This is a genomic window from Defluviitoga sp., from assembly GCF_035349255.1.
In the GTDB taxonomy this organism is placed as follows: Bacteria; Thermotogota; Thermotogae; order Petrotogales; family Petrotogaceae; genus Defluviitoga.
Window position 1 is genome coordinate 1 of the sequence record NZ_DAOPSE010000017.1, and the last position, 16,408, is coordinate 16,408.

Annotated in this window: 15 protein-coding genes; 10 read left to right on the forward strand and 5 right to left on the reverse strand. The window is 31.5% G+C overall.

The features are described 5' to 3' along the window. Positions 1-26: 26 nt before the first annotated feature. The 4 genes from PKN74_RS05380 to PKN74_RS05395 form a co-directional block, all read right to left on the reverse strand. Positions 27-878, reverse strand: a complete 852-nt coding sequence (locus PKN74_RS05380; RefSeq protein WP_472309343.1) for a MurR/RpiR family transcriptional regulator — start codon at positions 876-878, stop codon at positions 27-29. Between the two features lies 1 nt (position 879). After that, positions 880-2,391 carry a putative N-acetylmannosamine-6-phosphate 2-epimerase gene (locus PKN74_RS05385; protein WP_472309345.1) on the reverse strand — a complete coding sequence of 504 codons (1,512 nt, stop codon included), beginning with the start codon at positions 2,389-2,391 and terminating at the stop codon, positions 880-882. 285 nt (positions 2,392-2,676) lie between these two features. Then, complete coding sequence (locus tag PKN74_RS05390; protein WP_472309347.1) at positions 2,677-3,561, reverse strand: bifunctional methionine sulfoxide reductase B/A protein; 885 nt, start codon at positions 3,559-3,561, stop codon at positions 2,677-2,679. A gap of 91 nt (positions 3,562-3,652) precedes the next feature. Then, entirely contained in the window at positions 3,653-4,477 is an 825-nt protein-coding gene (locus PKN74_RS05395; RefSeq protein WP_472309349.1) for a M55 family metallopeptidase, read from the reverse strand. 243 nt (positions 4,478-4,720) lie between these two features. On the opposite strand from PKN74_RS05395, the gene PKN74_RS05400 reads away from it, so the two are divergent. From PKN74_RS05400 to thrB, 9 genes are all read left to right on the forward strand, one after another. Continuing rightward, on the forward strand, positions 4,721-5,098 hold the full coding sequence (locus tag PKN74_RS05400) for a Fur family transcriptional regulator (protein ID WP_472309351.1): 378 nt from the start codon (positions 4,721-4,723) through the stop codon (positions 5,096-5,098). After that, on the forward strand, positions 5,095-6,000 hold the full coding sequence (locus PKN74_RS05405; RefSeq protein WP_472309353.1) for a metal ABC transporter substrate-binding protein: 906 nt from the start codon (positions 5,095-5,097) through the stop codon (positions 5,998-6,000). The genes PKN74_RS05400 and PKN74_RS05405 overlap by 4 nt, the downstream gene beginning before the upstream one ends. After that, positions 5,990-6,748 carry a metal ABC transporter ATP-binding protein gene (locus PKN74_RS05410; protein ID WP_472309355.1) on the forward strand — a complete coding sequence of 253 codons (759 nt, stop codon included), beginning with the start codon at positions 5,990-5,992 and terminating at the stop codon, positions 6,746-6,748. The genes PKN74_RS05405 and PKN74_RS05410 overlap by 11 nt, the downstream gene beginning before the upstream one ends. Next, entirely contained in the window at positions 6,732-7,556 is an 825-nt protein-coding gene (locus PKN74_RS05415; protein ID WP_472309357.1) for a metal ABC transporter permease, read from the forward strand. The genes PKN74_RS05410 and PKN74_RS05415 overlap by 17 nt, the downstream gene beginning before the upstream one ends. Positions 7,557-7,650: 94 nt before the next feature. Then, positions 7,651-8,466, forward strand: a complete 816-nt coding sequence (locus tag PKN74_RS05420) for an HAD-IIA family hydrolase (protein WP_472309359.1) — start codon at positions 7,651-7,653, stop codon at positions 8,464-8,466. A 19-nt stretch (positions 8,467-8,485) separates the two neighbouring features. Next, positions 8,486-9,043 carry a methionine synthase gene (locus PKN74_RS05425; protein ID WP_472309361.1) on the forward strand — a complete coding sequence of 186 codons (558 nt, stop codon included), beginning with the start codon at positions 8,486-8,488 and terminating at the stop codon, positions 9,041-9,043. Then, positions 9,036-11,375: a homocysteine S-methyltransferase family protein gene (locus PKN74_RS05430; protein ID WP_472309362.1), complete on the forward strand. Its 2,340-nt coding sequence runs from the start codon at positions 9,036-9,038 to the stop codon at positions 11,373-11,375. Before PKN74_RS05425 ends, PKN74_RS05430 begins: the two co-directional genes overlap by 8 nt. Further along, positions 11,365-12,264, forward strand: coding sequence for an aldo/keto reductase (locus tag PKN74_RS05435; RefSeq protein ID WP_472309397.1), 900 nt, complete (start codon positions 11,365-11,367; stop codon positions 12,262-12,264). The genes PKN74_RS05430 and PKN74_RS05435 overlap by 11 nt, the downstream gene beginning before the upstream one ends. Positions 12,265-12,315: 51 nt before the next feature. Further along, positions 12,316-13,212 (forward strand): homoserine kinase, encoded by an 897-nt coding sequence (gene thrB, locus PKN74_RS05440; protein WP_472309363.1) that lies wholly within the window; start codon positions 12,316-12,318, stop codon positions 13,210-13,212. Positions 13,213-13,248: 36 nt separating this feature from the next. On the opposite strand, the gene PKN74_RS05445 is transcribed toward thrB, so the two are convergent. Next, the gene (locus PKN74_RS05445; protein ID WP_472309365.1) at positions 13,249-13,980 is read right to left on the reverse strand and encodes a sulfite exporter TauE/SafE family protein; all 732 of its coding nucleotides are present in this window, start codon (positions 13,978-13,980) and stop codon (positions 13,249-13,251) included. 418 nt (positions 13,981-14,398) lie between these two features. Between PKN74_RS05445 and ligA the strand changes: the two genes are divergently transcribed. After that, positions 14,399-16,396 carry an NAD-dependent DNA ligase LigA gene (gene ligA / locus PKN74_RS05450; protein WP_472309367.1) on the forward strand — a complete coding sequence of 666 codons (1,998 nt, stop codon included), beginning with the start codon at positions 14,399-14,401 and terminating at the stop codon, positions 16,394-16,396. Positions 16,397-16,408: the final 12 nt, after the last annotated feature.

The window sequence follows — 16,408 nt, forward strand, 5'->3', positions numbered from 1 at the left end:
TTACATCGTATTTCACATAGATCACCTCAATACAATTTATTTACTACCGCACTCGCGGTTTCTTTTCCCGCTTTTATAGCTTTTTCATGTTCTGTGGAATATAAGAGACCTGAAAGCAATTCGACAGCAAGCACTTGAACTAAAATAGATCTTCCAGCACTTGTCTTAACAGGATTTTCACCGGAGTATACTTCCAATACAACATCAGCATACTTTGTTATGGGGGAATTTACGTGTTCTGTTAAGCAGATAGTAGTTGCTCCATGTTTTTTTGCTAGGGCTAAAGAATCCACAGTATCTTTGGTTGAGCCACTTTGACTTATTCCAAATGCTAAATCTCCCAAACCTAACGTAGCCGCAGAAATAGCTTGCATGTGTGGATCTTCTATGGAATAAGCTGGGAATCCTAACCTTGTTAATTTGTACTGAAGAATTTTTCCAACGGCTGAAGAAGAACCTACTCCATAGATTTCAATCTTTTTTGCGGATCTAATAAAATTAACTGCTTGCAAAAATTTGTTCATATCAATTATTGCATCGGTATTTTCTATGGATTGTAAAAAACCAAGTTTTGTTTTTATTAGAATATCTTGGGGGGAATCATCTTTGGAGATAGTAATATCTTTTTCTTCTTCTATAATTTCATCATCGTTATCTAATGCAAGGTTAAGTTTAAAATCCTGAAAGGATTCGAAACCTGCTTTTTTGACAAACCTTGCAACAGTGGCTTCACTGACATTACAATTTGAAGCTAATTCAGTTATTGTCAAGCGAGTAATTTCATTTTTCTTATTGTTTAATACATAATCAGCCACTTGTTTCTCAGACTTTGTGAAACTGTACATTCTAGAATTTATCAAAGCATTGATCTTTGACATTTCAGATCTCTCCTTTATGTAGAGATAGTAAAGCGGCTCCTCTTGCTCCAGCAAATTCTCCTAAATCACTGTAATTAATAAAATCTGCGTTTTTTTCGTTGCTGATCTGCTTAAAACTATTTTTTATACTTACTAAAAATTTATCCCCATAATTTGGTAATACTCCACCTAAATAACATTTATCAAAGTCAAGGATGGTTTTTAAAGTATCAATAAACCAAGCCATCACTTTAGAATATTCTTTTATTTTCGAGGAAACTTCTTTGCCTTCTTTTCCATAAATATTTTCTTTTAAATATCTTCCCGAAAGGATAGTTTCAACACACCCAACCTTTCCACATGAACATTCTTTTGTGTTCCCTGGATAGATAATATGCCCTATTTCTCCACCTCCACCTTTTGAACCCCTTATTATCCTTCCATTATTTATGATGCCTCCCCCTATTCCCGTACCTACCGTTATCATTAGTAAGTTGTCTTCATTCGTAACAAAGTGCTGAAAATATGAAGCGCAGTTTGCATCGTTATCAACTATAGGTCTAATTTTGAATTCTTTTTCTATGATGTCTGCTATACGAACACCTTTCCAGTCTGGAATCAGACCTGTAGAAAATCCTACTACTCCTGTCTTAAAATCAATCCTTCCACCAGTTGCTACACCTATGAAATGAGTTTCTTCAGTTTTTAGTTTTTTGATTAAAGAAAGCATATTTGAAATAACTTCTTTCCCGGAGGAAGCAGTTCGAACTTTATCGTTTTCTTTGATGTTTCCAAATCTATCTACCAGAACTCCTCTTGTCCACGTTCCTCCTATATCAATTCCAACTGCCAATAATTCATCATCCTTAAAATCGGCTAGATATTCCTTAAATTTTTGTGTTATTATTTGAGGCCTTGTAATAGCCGTTCCTACCGTTACAGCATAAGCGCCATTTAGTATTGCTTTTCTAGCTTGTAAAGGAGTAGAAAAATTACCTTCTGCGATCACTGGTATATCTGTTATTTTGATAATTTCACGAATTAAATCGTAATCGGGTCTCGGTCTGTTCAGTGTATAATCAGTATAACCAGAAAGCGTTGTTGCAAAATAATCAGGTTTTAGAGGAATTATGCTCTTTACATCTTCTATATCTGCTATATCTGCTATTATGCCAATTTCAGGATACTTGCTTTTTAAATAATTGAATAGTTCTGGTAATGGTTCGGGCCTTTCTCTTCTAGTACAATCTAACGCTATGAAATCAGCCTTTGCTTGAACTAATTCGTCTATATCTTTTTTTGTAGTGGTAATAAAAGCACCTTTTAAATTTCTGTTTTTTGTAATTCCAATGATAGGAATTTTAACTACTTTTTTAACCTCCTTTATAACATCAGGATGAAGGCTCCTAATAGCGTCTGCCCCTCCCATTTGTGCTGCAATTGACATTTTAACCATCATTTCTTTTCCAAATAAGGGTTCTCCCTCTTCTGCTTGACATGAGACTATAAATGAGTTTTTTTTCAACGTTTTCAACGATCTTCCTCCATTTCTTGAAAGTTATTTTCAAAATTAATTATATATTTCGAAAATGATTTACATTATCATTATATATATTATTTTTTGAAATTTCAAACCAGGAAAACAGAGCTTTTACTTCTTATTCAAATTTATTCATGAATAATTAACTCTTTTTAGCGATATTCAATAAATTTGAAATTTTTTTAATATTGATTTATATTAAAGTGATCTTCTTCAAATAACAAAAAGGGTCTGACTTATTGGTTATAAGTCAGACCCTTTATATTAGAGTAATTGCTGCTATATTATGACTTTTATATAGTCTGTATTAAAAATATTTCTTCTAAAGTGGCAGTACGGAGCCTCTTTTGTTTTTTCGTAGTAGTTTTGATGATATTCTTCTGCTTTATAAAAATTAGAAGCTTCTGTGACTTTGGTTACAATTTTCATTCCTTTTTCGGTCAGTTCTTTTATTACTTTTTCTGCGATTAGCTTCTGTTCTTCGTCTGTATAAAAGATTTCGCTTCGGTATTGATCTCCAATATCTGGTCCTTGTCCTCCTATTTGAGTTGGATCATGAATTTCAAAGAAATATCTTACTAATTCTTCATATCCCACAATATTTGGATCAAATATCACTAACACCGCTTCTGCATGACCAGTTTTTCCTGTACATACTTGTTGATATGTGGGTTTTTCAACAAATCCTCCCGTGTAACCATTAACAACATCAATAACTCCGTGAACTTTTCTAAACATATACTCTACACCCCAAAAACAACCTGCAGCAAATATAGCCCTTTGCCGGGGTAAAGGAGTTCCTATAGGAACAAATTCCATTGAAATAGAATTTACGCAATGTCTTATATTAGTTTTGGTATATCCTTCTGATTCAAAAACATGCCCTAAGTGAGCTCCACAGTATGAACATACTATCTCAATTCTTTCTCCATCTTCGTCTAGTTGTCTTCTAATAGATGAAGGAATTTCTTTGTCAAAGCTAGGCCATCCACTTTCAGATTTAAACTTATTTTCTGATTTGTACAGGGGCAAATGGCACTGTTTGCAAATATAGACTCCTTCTTCAAAAAAATCATTATATTTACCTGTAAAAGGTTTCTCAGTACCTTTTTCAATTATTACTCTGTATTCATCAGAGGTTAATTTATTTAGCTTTTTGTCCATGCTCAATCCCTCATTTTTGAAGATTTAATTTCTAAATTCTTGAACCTATGTATAAAGAATAAATTTTTTCAATTTTAGTACCTTTGGCAAATTAACTTTTTGTACTACATATATACGTAATTGCCAATAAACCTTCAAAGATCGTTTTATAATCATCACTAACCAGTTTAACCTTTCTACCGTCTATTCTTTCTATTAACGGCATAGATTCTACCATGTCAGCTTTTGAAGTATCACTAAATTCTACAATCATTTCTATTGGTTTATCGAATCTAAAAACTTCAAAATATTCTTTATCTTTGCTGAGCATTAATTTTGTAGTAGCACTTATTTCTTCCAAAAGAATTTTCATTGGTTTAAATTGAGCAGCATATCTTCCCAATGATTTCTTTGTTTCAATATAATATATCTTATTAAAATACGGAGTGAGCTGCCTTTTGAGTTTATCGTCTCCAACGACCATAGCAAGAGGTACATCGAAAATTCCACCATAAGCAGCATTTATTAAAGTTTCACTCATTTCTTTTCCATTAATCCAAATATTATGAATGGAAGAACTCGAATAAGTATGATCCATTGTGGAATACATTTCTCCTACTCCAGAATGATATCCAAAGAAGATCATCCTATCAAAAGATTCATCTATTCCCGTCATCATGTAAAATTTCCTAATTCCTCCACTTATTAATTTAACATTAGGATAGTCATTAGTTATTTCCCAAGGAATATTATTTCCTCTAGCATGTGAATCAGAAATTACAACTTCATGATCTTGTAATTGCTCAAGAAGCGCATTTAACTGTGAGACTGCATATTTCTGTTTGTAATCTTTATTATCTTTTGTTACATCGTCCCATTGACAGATTCCTCCTAAACCTTCAAAATCAAAAGAAATATATATTTTAATATTGCTCACCCCTTTTTTATTAATTAAAAAACACTATTGAGATCACAGTGATTTAAAAGGATACCGTCCCCTTTATCTTTTTTCTTTATTTTTTAAAATTAAAAAATCTAAAGCCTAAAATTTTAAAGTATACATTAAAAAATTATACCATAAAAATATATTGACTATTTATATAAATAAGGGTATAATATTTGCAAACCATTTGCAAAAGCAAATGATTTGCAATTTACATTATTAGGAGTGATGGTTGGAATGAGAAGTACAAAAGCAAGAAGGGATATTCTAGATCTTTTCCACAACGAAGATGTTCCTTTAAGTGCTGATTATGTATACGAGTTACTCAATGGTGAATATGATAGGTCAACAATATATAGAAATTTGAAAAACTTTGAAAATAACGGAAAACTGAGGTCCATAGTTTTTTCAGATAAAATTACTTATTTCTATAAGGGTTCTGAGCACTTTCATTTCATTTATTGTGTGAAGTGTAAAAAATTTGAACGATTTGATCTTTGCTACTCAGAATCTATAAGTAAATATATAACAGAAAATTTAGGTTATAAGGTTCTTGGTCATACGCTTTATTTTGAAGGAATCTGTAAAAACTGTCAGGAGGAGATGAAAAAATGAAGAAGATGGTTATTTTAAGTATTTTTGTTTTATTTGTATTTTTTGCCTTCTCTTTAAATCTATCTACCTCGATAATGCCATATTATTTGATCGTAAAAGAGATTGTTAGAGATAAAGGTGCAGTGAATCTAGTGATTCCTGCTGGCAATAGCCCTCATACTTATTCTTTGACCCCTAGAAATTTAACGAGTTTATATAGTTCTGATGTTTTTATTTTGAATGGCCTAAACCTAGAAATTTTTATCTCTAAATTAACAGAGAACTTAAAACAAGAAAATATAATAATTATTTATATTTCAGACTATATTCCTGAAGAAGAATTAATTACAGGAGATCATCTTCATGAAGATGAAAATAGCAGCGAAAAAAATCTTGAAAATGAAGTGCTATATAATCCACATATATGGCTAGATCCATATTTAGTATATACTTATATCGTTCCAGGATTAGTTGAGGATTTATCAAAAATAGATCCTGAAAATAGCAAATATTACAGTCAAAATGGTGAGTATCTTATAAACCGATTAATTATACTCGATAATTATTTAAAAGAGAAGTCAAAAGAAGTTCAGGGAAGTATTTTTGTTGTACATAATTCGTTTGATTATTTTACAAAAAGATACTACATTAAAATTGCGGCAGTAGTTGAATCGACCCCCGGTGTTCCCCCTACTCCAAAAGAGATAATCGAGTTAACCGAGATTGCAAAGCAACAAAACGTAACGGCCATTTTCAATGAGCCTCAATTGAGAGATAAAGCGATAAATACTATTGCAAAAAATCTTAATTTAAATGTTGGATTGCTAGATCCTCTAGGTAGTATAGATCAAATAATAGACATAGATTCTTTGTATCTTTATAACATGTTCGAGATTATAAGGAGAACTGCTTATGAAAAATGATCCTATTATTTCTGTTAGAAATTTAAATTATGCGGTTAATAACAATCAAATTTTATCGGACATATTTTTTGATATATATGAAGGAGAATTTGTGGGAATAATTGGGCCAAATGGTGCAGGAAAGTCAACATTGGTAAAAATAATTATTGGTGAAATAGAGGAATATACAGGTGAAGTGACAATAAAAGGTAAAATAGGTTACGTTCCACAAACGGAGGAAGTTGATGTAACTTTTCCCATGAAAGTATATGAGTTGGTTTTATTAGGGTTGTATAAAGATGTGGGTCCTATCAAACGTTTTAAAAAAGAGCATTATCAAAAAGTGAAAGAAATTTTAAAAATACTCAATGTTGAAGAGTTATATAGCAGACAAATAGGCGAGTTATCTGGTGGTGAATACAGAAGAGTAATGATTGCAAGAGCCCTGGTATCTGAACCTGACATTCTAATACTTGACGAACCTGAGGCTAATATTGATAAACCAGGTCAAGAACTGTTGTTAAATATTCTAAAAAAATTAAAAGAAGAAAAAAACATAACAATAATCTTAGTAAGTCACGATCTAAACATGATATTTAAAGAGACAACTAAAATCCTTTGTTTGAACAAGACACTACATTGCCACAAAAACACTTGGGATATTAACATACAAGATTTAAAAAACTTATATACTGAAGATTTTCAGCTGTTTGCACATCTAAATGGTACTATGAAAGCGGTGATTGATAAAGATGATAGAATTTTTTAAATACCCCTTTTTAAGGAACGGCTTTATAGGTGCAATACTTGCAGGGTTAGGAAGTTCATTTTTATCTAATTTTATCATCTTAAAAAAGATGGAATTTATTGGCGAAGGTGCTGCGCATGTTGCATTTGGAGCAATAGCTATTGCTTTATTTTTCAATCTAAATATAAATGTTGTATCTTTGATTGTTGCGATTATTTTTGCAATAGCTATTCATATACTTGGCAAAAAAGAGAAAGTGCAAGAGAACAGTGTTATTGGTATGCTTCTAGCTTTATCTATGGCGATAGGAATAATTTTATTATCCTTCAAGAAAGGCTATGTACCAGAAATTGATAGTTTTCTTTTTGGCGATGTATTAATGATTAATGAGGAAGATTTAAAGTTACTATTTATCTTCGATTTGGTCATATTTTTCTATATAATATTGTTTAATAAAGAGCTTAAGTATTATGCATACCATCAAAAGTTAAGCAAAACATTTGGCGTTCCGGTAGATTTTATTAACTTATCTTTTTTAATTATAACTTCAATTACAATTGTTATTTCTGTAAAAATTATAGGTATAATATTAATAACTTCATTGCTAATAACTCCAGGAGTGATAGGGAAGTTATTTGCTAAAAGTATTAATCAAATGATTTTAATATCAGTAATAACAGGTTTTTTATCTTCCGCTTTAGGAATGATAGCTTCTTATTATTTTGATATTCCCTCTGGTCCTACTATAGTTGTAACTTTATTTGTTTTATTCATAATTTCTTATATAATCAAAAGAGTTTTATCATTAAAAGAGAAAGAATCTCTTTAAAAAGATTATTCGATTTTAAGCTGGTCATAGGGTATAAACTTCCCTTACTCTACCGCTTTCATTAACTTTCATTAAATTGTTAGGAGGATATAACGTGCAAATCAATGAAGAAGCTTTAAAAATACTAAAAAATGTAGAGTTGTTTGTTCTAGATATCGATGGAACATTTTATGTTAGCAGACAACTTGTTGAAGGTGCTCAAAAATTTTCTAATCTTTTAAAAAGTCAAGGCAAAAAGCTTGTTTTTCTTACAAACAATTCAAATAAGTCCAAGCAAGAATACATAGAGGAATTTGAATCAATAGGGTATCCCATTTCAGAAAAAGAAATATATACAGCTGGCATTGCGACAGCAGAGTATATAAAGAAACAATTTGGGCCTAAAAAAATATACTTAGTTGGAACTCCCTCAATTATCCAAGAATATAAGAGATATGGCCATGAGATTGTAGAAGAGACTCCGGAAATGGTTGTGGTTACATTTGATAAAACTCTTACTTATGATAAGTTAGCAAAAGCATCTATATTTATTAATAAAGGAGCTTTGTTTATTGCGACCAACCCTGATTTAAACTGCCCTACTATTGACGGACCGATTCCAGACACGGGGGCAATAGCAAGTGCTGTCTCTCAGGCTTGTAACAAGAAACCAGATTTAGTGTTTGGAAAACCAGATCCCAGGATATTAGAAATGGTTATAAACGATTATGGCCTAACTCCAGAAAAAACTTGTATGGTTGGAGATAGATTGTACACAGATATTTTAATTGGAATACATGCAAAGACTTTAACTGCTTTAGTTTTAACAGGTGAAGCAAAATTATCAGATTTGGAAAATACTCCTATAAAACCTGATATAATAGCAAAAAATTTAGGAGAATTAGCTGATCTAATTATTTCGGCAAAATAGAATTTTTGGAGGTTAAAAAATGCCGGAAATTTACATACCAGATCTCTTTGAGATAATGCCGCAAAAAAGAATTTATCTACTAAGAGCAGGATTTAAAGGTACCGCTTATGATATTAATGAAAAGTTGAAGGAAGAAGTCAACTATGTTTACCAAATTGGTTTGGAATTAGCTAAACCAAAGGTTGTTTTTAATACATTGCCTATCGATATAACAGATAAAGCCCTCATTCCTCAATCTTTTAAAGGTGTGAAATTGATAACTTTTTTTGTTTCGACGTTAGGTACAGACATAGATATTTTTATATCTAATTCAAATATCTTAATTTCAACGCTTTTAGACGCATGGGCATCTGAAGCAATAGAAGCCTTAAACAAATCTTTTGATGAAAAATTGAGGAAACAATTAGGGCTGGGAACGAGAAGGTTTTCTCCTGGCTATGGTGATATAGATATAAGAAAAAATTGGGACATAGTGAATAACTTGTTAAAAACGGATATAGTAAGCGTTAATAATAACACCGGTATTATTACTCCAAGAAAAAGTACAATTTGTATGATTGGGTGGTATAGTGGATAGAAAAATTTTTTTAAATACTTTAAAAAAGAAAGTCTTGTTATTAGATGGTGGATATGGAACTGAATTTATCAAAAGAGGATACTCTAATATTCCAGCAGAATTATTGAATATAGTACATCCTGAAGTCGTGTATCAGTTACATAGTGAATACATTGAAGCTGGTGCCGACATCATTTTAACCAATACATTCAGTGCCAATAGAAAAAAACTAAAAGAACTTAAACTAGAAGAAGACTTTCTAAAAATAAATTCAAAAGCTGTTGAGATAGCAAAAAATGCTGCAAGAGATAAAGCTTTAGTATTTGGGGATATATCTTCTTTGGGAGTATTTCCAAAACCTATTGGAGATTTTGAAATGAAAGATGTAATTGAAGAATATTACCAGCAAGCAAAAATATTATACGATGCAGGGGTAGATGGGTTTATAGTAGAAACAATGAGTGATTTAAAAGAGCTTAAAGCTGCTATCTTGGGAATGAGGAAAGTTACCTCAGAACTACCTTTGATAGTTCACATGACTTTTGAAAAAAATGGTTATTCAATAACAGGAACTTCTGTAGAGATTTTTGCAAATGTTGTTAATGATCTAGATGTTGATGTTATTGGTATCAATTGTACCTTAGGACCTGATGAGTTATTAGATGTTTTCCAAAGGTTATCTTTTTCAACAAACAAAGCAATAAGTGTTGAACCGAATGCTGGTAAACCTATTTATGACGGAAAGACTATAGAATATCGGATGACGCCAGAAATATTTGGAATGTTCATTGAAGACTATGTAGATCTGGGTGCAAACATCATAGGAGGATGCTGTGGCACTACTCCTTTACACATAAAAGTAATAAAAAATATGATAAAAAACAGAAAGCCAAAAAAAATATACAAAGACATTCAAATAATGTACTCATCACGTACGATATTAAAGAAATATCATCCTTTTACAATAATCGGTGAAAAAATAAATCCTGCAGGGAACAGTTCTTTTCAAAAAGAAATAGAAGAATTCAATTTTCAAGAAATAATAAGACGTGCGAATAGTCAAAAATCAGCAGGAGCAGATGCTTTAGACATAAATGTTGGGATAGAAAAAGTGTTGAGTAGTGAACATATTAAACAAATTATATTGGAGTTAGATAGATACTCTTCATTACCTCTATCTCTTGATATACAAAACTTAGATTTTCTTGAAACTGCATTGGTAGAATATCCAGGTAGACCTATAATTAACTCATCTAAGTTAACCAAAGAAGACCTTGATAAGAAGCTCGAGCTCATCAGAAAATATGGTGGCATGTTAATAATACTGCCAATGGAAAAAGATATTCCTCAATCGGCTGAAGAAAGATTTCAATTGATCCTCAAAAGATGGAAATACATTGAAAAACTTGGATTTGATAAGAATCAATTTATAATTGATCCATTAGTATTATCTGTTGCAGCAAATTATGATGAAAACATTACCTTAGATACTATTAAACTTCTTGCGTCACAAGGCTTTAATACAACAATAGGTCTTTCTAATTTAAGTTTTGGACTACCTAACAGGAGCCAAATTAATGCAGCATTTTTGTCAAGAGCAATATATAATGGCTTAAACTCTGCCATTATGAATCCAGAAGATTCAATGCTTATGAACACTCTTAAAGGAAATCAACTATTAGATGGAAATCTAGTAAAAGAAAATAAAATAGAAAATAGAGATAAATTAATAGAAAATATTTTACAAGGAAACCAAGAAAACCTCAAAAAAATAATACAAAAAGAATTAGAAGAGAAAGATCCTTTAGAAGTTAGTCAAAATATATTAGGAAAAGCTATGGAACAAATAGGAGATCTTTATTCTGAAGGAAAAATATACTTACCAGAATTATTATTAGCTTCTGAAACTGTAAAACCTGTTTTTGACTATATAAATCAACTCATTGGCGAGTCAGAAACTAAAAAGGCAAAGGTGGTTATTGCAACTGTAGAAGGTGACATACATGATATTGGCAAAAATATTGTTGCTACAGTGTTGAGAAGTTCAAACTTTGAAGTTATTGACTTAGGAAAAGATGTTGAAACACAAAAAATCGTAGATGCAGTAAATCAAGAAAAACCTCAAATACTAGGTTTATCTGCTATGATGACAACTACGGTGGGAAAGATTGAAGAAGTTGTGAGTGAAGTAAGGGAATTAAACTTCCCGGTCAAAATTATTGCAGGCGGGGCCTCAATGAATAAACAGTTAGCTTATAAATTCGGGTGTGACGCTTATGCAAAGGATGCTAGTGAAGGTTTAAAAATTTGTAAAAGATGGATAGAGGAGATAAATTATGGAGATGACAATTAGTGTTTCAAAAAGTGGATTAAAATTTTCCCGTATTGTACAAGGTATGATGAGATTAAATCAATGGAATTTTACAAAAACAGAATTAGAAGAATTTGTTCAAAAATGTATTAATTTGGGTGTAACTACGTTTGACCATGCAGATATATATGGAAATCACACTTGTGAGGCCATTTTTGGAAATATATTAAAAGATAATCCTTCACTCAGAAACAAAATTCAGATAGTAACAAAATGTGGAATTATGTTAAAAAACGAGAAATTTCCTAGACGTGTTGCACATTATAACACGAGAAAAGAACATATATTAGAATCTGTAGATCAATCTTTAAAAAATTTTAATACTAATTATATCGACCTTTTGCTTATCCATAGACCCGATCCTTTCATGAATCCAGAAGAGATTGCAGAAGCTTTTTATCAATTAAGCAAAGCTGGAAAGGTGTTATATTTTGGAGTTTCAAACTTCACTATTCAGCAATTTAAAACCTTACAATCAAAAATGAACTTAAACCTAGTTACAAATCAAATTGAAATATCCCCATACAATTTAGAACATTTCCAAAACGATAATATATACTTTTTGATGGAAAAAAATATTAACCCAATGGCTTGGTCACCTCTAGCTGGAGGAAAACTCTTTAATATAAACGATGATAAAGGTAAGAGAATAACTAACGCCTTAAAAGAAGTTGCCAAAGATTTTAATACTGAATCATTAGATACTATAGTTTATGCATGGTTGCTGAACCATCCAGTAGGTATAATTCCTATCTCAGGTAGTGGAAAAATTGAAAGACTTAAAAATGCTGTTGACGCTTTAGAAATCAAAATGGACCCTGAACAATGGTATATAATTTACGAAGCTGCATTAGGCCGTAGAGTTCCATAATTTATCTTTTATACAATATCAGTTATATGTGGATACTTAGGAGGTTTTAACTTGTTTAAAATAAGAATTCCAGCTACTTCAGCAAATTTGGGTCCTGGTTTTGATTGTTTTGGACTTGCCATTAAGGTTTATAACACTTTTATTTTCGAAAAAATACCTTTCGGCTTTGAATTCATTGTAAAATTCAAAAATAAAGAAATTCCGATAAATCAAGGAGATAATTTAGTCTATGTAGCCATGAAAGAAACTTTTGATATGTTCAACAAAAGTATGCCTGGTATTAGATTAATAGAAGAGATAAATATCCCTTTTTCGCGAGGTTTAGGAAGTAGTGCTACTGCCATACTTGCTGGCATTTTAGCGAGTAATAAAATTCTAGGCAATCCTATGAATGATGAAGAAATTCTCAACCTTGCATATAAGATAGAAGGGCACTCTGACAATATAGTTCCAGCTTTAAATGGGGGATTCAACATAACGATTATCGAAAATAATAAAATTATTTTTAAAAAAGTCAACGTAGATGAAAATTTAAGAATTATCATTGCTATACCAGAAATAAAAATAAAAACAAAGGAATCAAGAAAAATTCTTCCAGCTGAAGTTAAACGTGAAGACGCTATTTTTAACCTTAGTAGAGCTGCCTTACTAGCCGCGTCGCTCATTACTAGAGATTACAGTTATTTTCCGGTAGCTTTTCAGGATAAATTACATCAAAATTATAGAGCAAAGCTTATTCCTGGCTTTTATGATGTTGTTAGTAATGCTTACAATGAAGGAGCACTCGGTGTAGCTTTAAGTGGTTCAGGTTCATCCATAATAGCCTTTACAATCTCGAATGAAAAAAATATTGCTCAATCAATGATTAAAACTTTTTCAAAACTTGGCATAGACAGTGAGTACATTATAACTTCTACAGATAACGAGGGAGCATTAATAATCGATTGAGCAATATTCTTAATTCAGAAAAAGAAAGATTAATATTTAGAATGCTCTTATTAAATCTCTAATACTTGAACAACAAACTGCTATTCCAACACCCAATAAAAGGTATTTTGAAGGCAGCTTTTTTGTCATATAAGCAGCCAATGGAGCGGCGATTACTCCGCCGATAATTAAACCTAAAATTATTTTATAATTAAAATTTGTTAAGAAAAAGAAAAAAGTTATTGACTGAGCTATTGTCACAAAAAACTCAGTTAAATCTACAGAACCTATTGTTGTATTTGGGGTATGTCCATTTGAAATTAATGTTGAGGTTACAATAGGGCCCCACCCACCGCCACCAATCGCATCAAGTAAACCTCCAAAAAAGGCCAGAGGAACTAATTTCAATTTTTCGTTTTCTTCCTTTGGTTTAGTAAAAAACATATAGATGATTTTAATACCTACGATGAGTAAATAGATAGACACAATTGGTTTGATAATATTTGAAGGCAGATTTGATAACAGGTATGCACCAATTATTCCACCTATAACTCCTGGTATTAAGAGTTTTTTAACCTTTTCTTTGTCAACATTTCCAAATTTCCAATGAGCTATTCCTGAAACTCCGGTGGTAAAAACTTCAGAAAAGTGAACACTTGCACTAGCTAAAGCAGGATGAATTCCTAAAGCTAGAAGTAATGAGTTGCATGTAACTCCATACAACATACCTAGGGCTCCGTCAATTATTTGGGCTACAAAACCAACTATAGCAAATATTAATATTTCCACACTTCTTCCTCCTTTTACACTGCATATTAAACACTTAAAATATTCTTAGAATTAGATGTAACCTTCATAAGATAATCTATATTTTTAACAAACATATTTTTAAAAAATAAATTTTAAACTAGGTAATTTATACCTATTTTATGTTTTTTAGGGTAAAACGCACTTTTTTCTTTATTTTTTAGAGTATTTACACTTTATAAATTTGCTATTATTTTCAAAAAATAAACAATATTATTAATTTTTAAATAGTTACCTTTTAAATTATACAAAATTAACCTCGCAAATTGCAAATAAATTTTAGTAACTGTGATATAATTAATAAGATATTTTTTCATTGTAACTTTAAAGTATCACTTTTTTTTAATTATACCAATTCATGAAAATTATAACAACAATGAAAAGTCAAAAGGGAGGCCTTATGGTGCCTGTTCCACTAGAAGTCAAAGAAAGATATGAAAAACTCAAAGCGGAGATAGAAGAACATAATTTTCGTTATTACGTATTAGCTAATCCGATAATTTCAGATGAAGAATATGATAAACTTTTTAAAGAACTTCTTGAATTAGAAAGAATGTACCCCGAATTAAAAACTCCTGATTCTCCTAGTCAACGAATTGGCGGAGTTGTGCTTGATGAATTTAGAAAAGTAACACATTCGGTGCCTATGCTTTCTCTTGATAACACATATAATGAAGAAGAGTTTTTGGGATTTCACGAGAGGGTGTTAAGAAATTTAAATAGCACTCAAGTTGATTACATGTGTGAACTAAAAATAGATGGTGTTTCCGTAGCTCTTAGATACACAAACGGGATATTGACCCAAGGCATTACAAGGGGAGACGGAATAACTGGAGAAGAAATTACTGAAAATATAAAAACTATAGCTAGTATTCCGCTAAGATTAAGAAAAGAAATCGATATAGAAGTTCGAGGAGAAGTATTTATGCCCGTTAGAGAGTTTGCTAGAATTAATGCAGAGCGTGAAAAGAATGGACTTCAAGTTTTTGCAAATCCAAGAAACGCCACGGCTGGAACCTTAAAACTTCTTGATAGTAGAGAAGTTGCGAAAAGAAAACTGGATTCTTTTATATATTACGTTATATTTCCTGAAAATTATAATCTTAAAACTCAAGAAGAAGCATTAATCTTTCTAAAAGAGTTAGGATTTAAAACCAATCCCCATAGCAAAAAACAGGAAAATGCAACAGGTGTAATAGAATATTGGAAGGAATGGACCAAAAGAAGAAGAGAGTTAGAATACGATGTTGATGGAATAGTAGTTAAAGTAAATGAATTTGAGCTTCAAAGAACCCTTGGTGAAACAGTGAGATCACCTCGATGGGCCATAGCTTTAAAATTCCCTTCAGAACAAAAAGAAACAAAATTGATAAAAGTTCGATTTCAAGTTGGAAGTACCGGAATTATAACTCCGGTTGCAGAGTTTCTTCCAGTACACTTAGAAGGGACCACTGTTAAAAGAGCAAGTCTACATAACTTTGAGTATATCAAAGAAAGAGATATAAGAGAAGGAGATTACGTCATAGTAGAAAAAGCAGGCGGAATAATACCTCAAGTGATAGGTCCTGTAGTAGAAAAACGCACTGGTAGCGAAAAAGAAATTGTTACCCCAGAAAAATGTCCAGTATGTGGTGGAAAAGTAGGTAAAATTAAGAGTGACGAGGTCGCTATAAGATGTCTTAATCCTTCCTGTCCCGAAAAGTTGGTTAGAGTTCTTGAGAATTTTGTTTCAAGGGATGCAATGAACATCCAGGGTTTGGGAGAAAAGCTTCTAAAACGAATGGTTGATGCTGGATTGTTAAAAGATATTGCTGATATATACTACCTGGATGAGAAAAAACTGAGAAGTTTAGGAAAAGGGATCGGAGATAAAACAATTAAAAATTTACTTACTCAAATTGAACAGTCAAAAAATAGAGAACTTGACAGACTAATAAATGGACTTGGAATACCTAATGTTGGGGCTAAAACTTCTAAAGATTTAGCCAAACACTTTAAAACTTTAGAAAATCTGATGAATGCAACTTTTGATGAATTATTAGAAGTTGAAGGTATCGGTGTTGACACCGCTCAAGCTATTTTAAACTTTTTCTCTCAAGATGAAGTAAAAAAGATAATTCAAAAATTGAAAGATGCAGGAGTTAATTTTGGATACCAAGAAAAAGAAAAAGGGGGACCTTTAAGTGGGCAAGTTATATGTCAAACTGGAGTATTATCTAGAATGACAAGGCAAGAATTTGCTGAATATGTTGAATCAAAGGGAGGAACTTTTACAGAAAATCTAACTAAAAAGACAAATATTCTCGTTGTTGGAGAAAATCCTGGTTCTAAATTGGAGAAAGCTAGACAGTACGGAATAACTATCATGACTGAAGAGGAGTTCTTTGAGAAATATTAAAAAGGAGGAAAC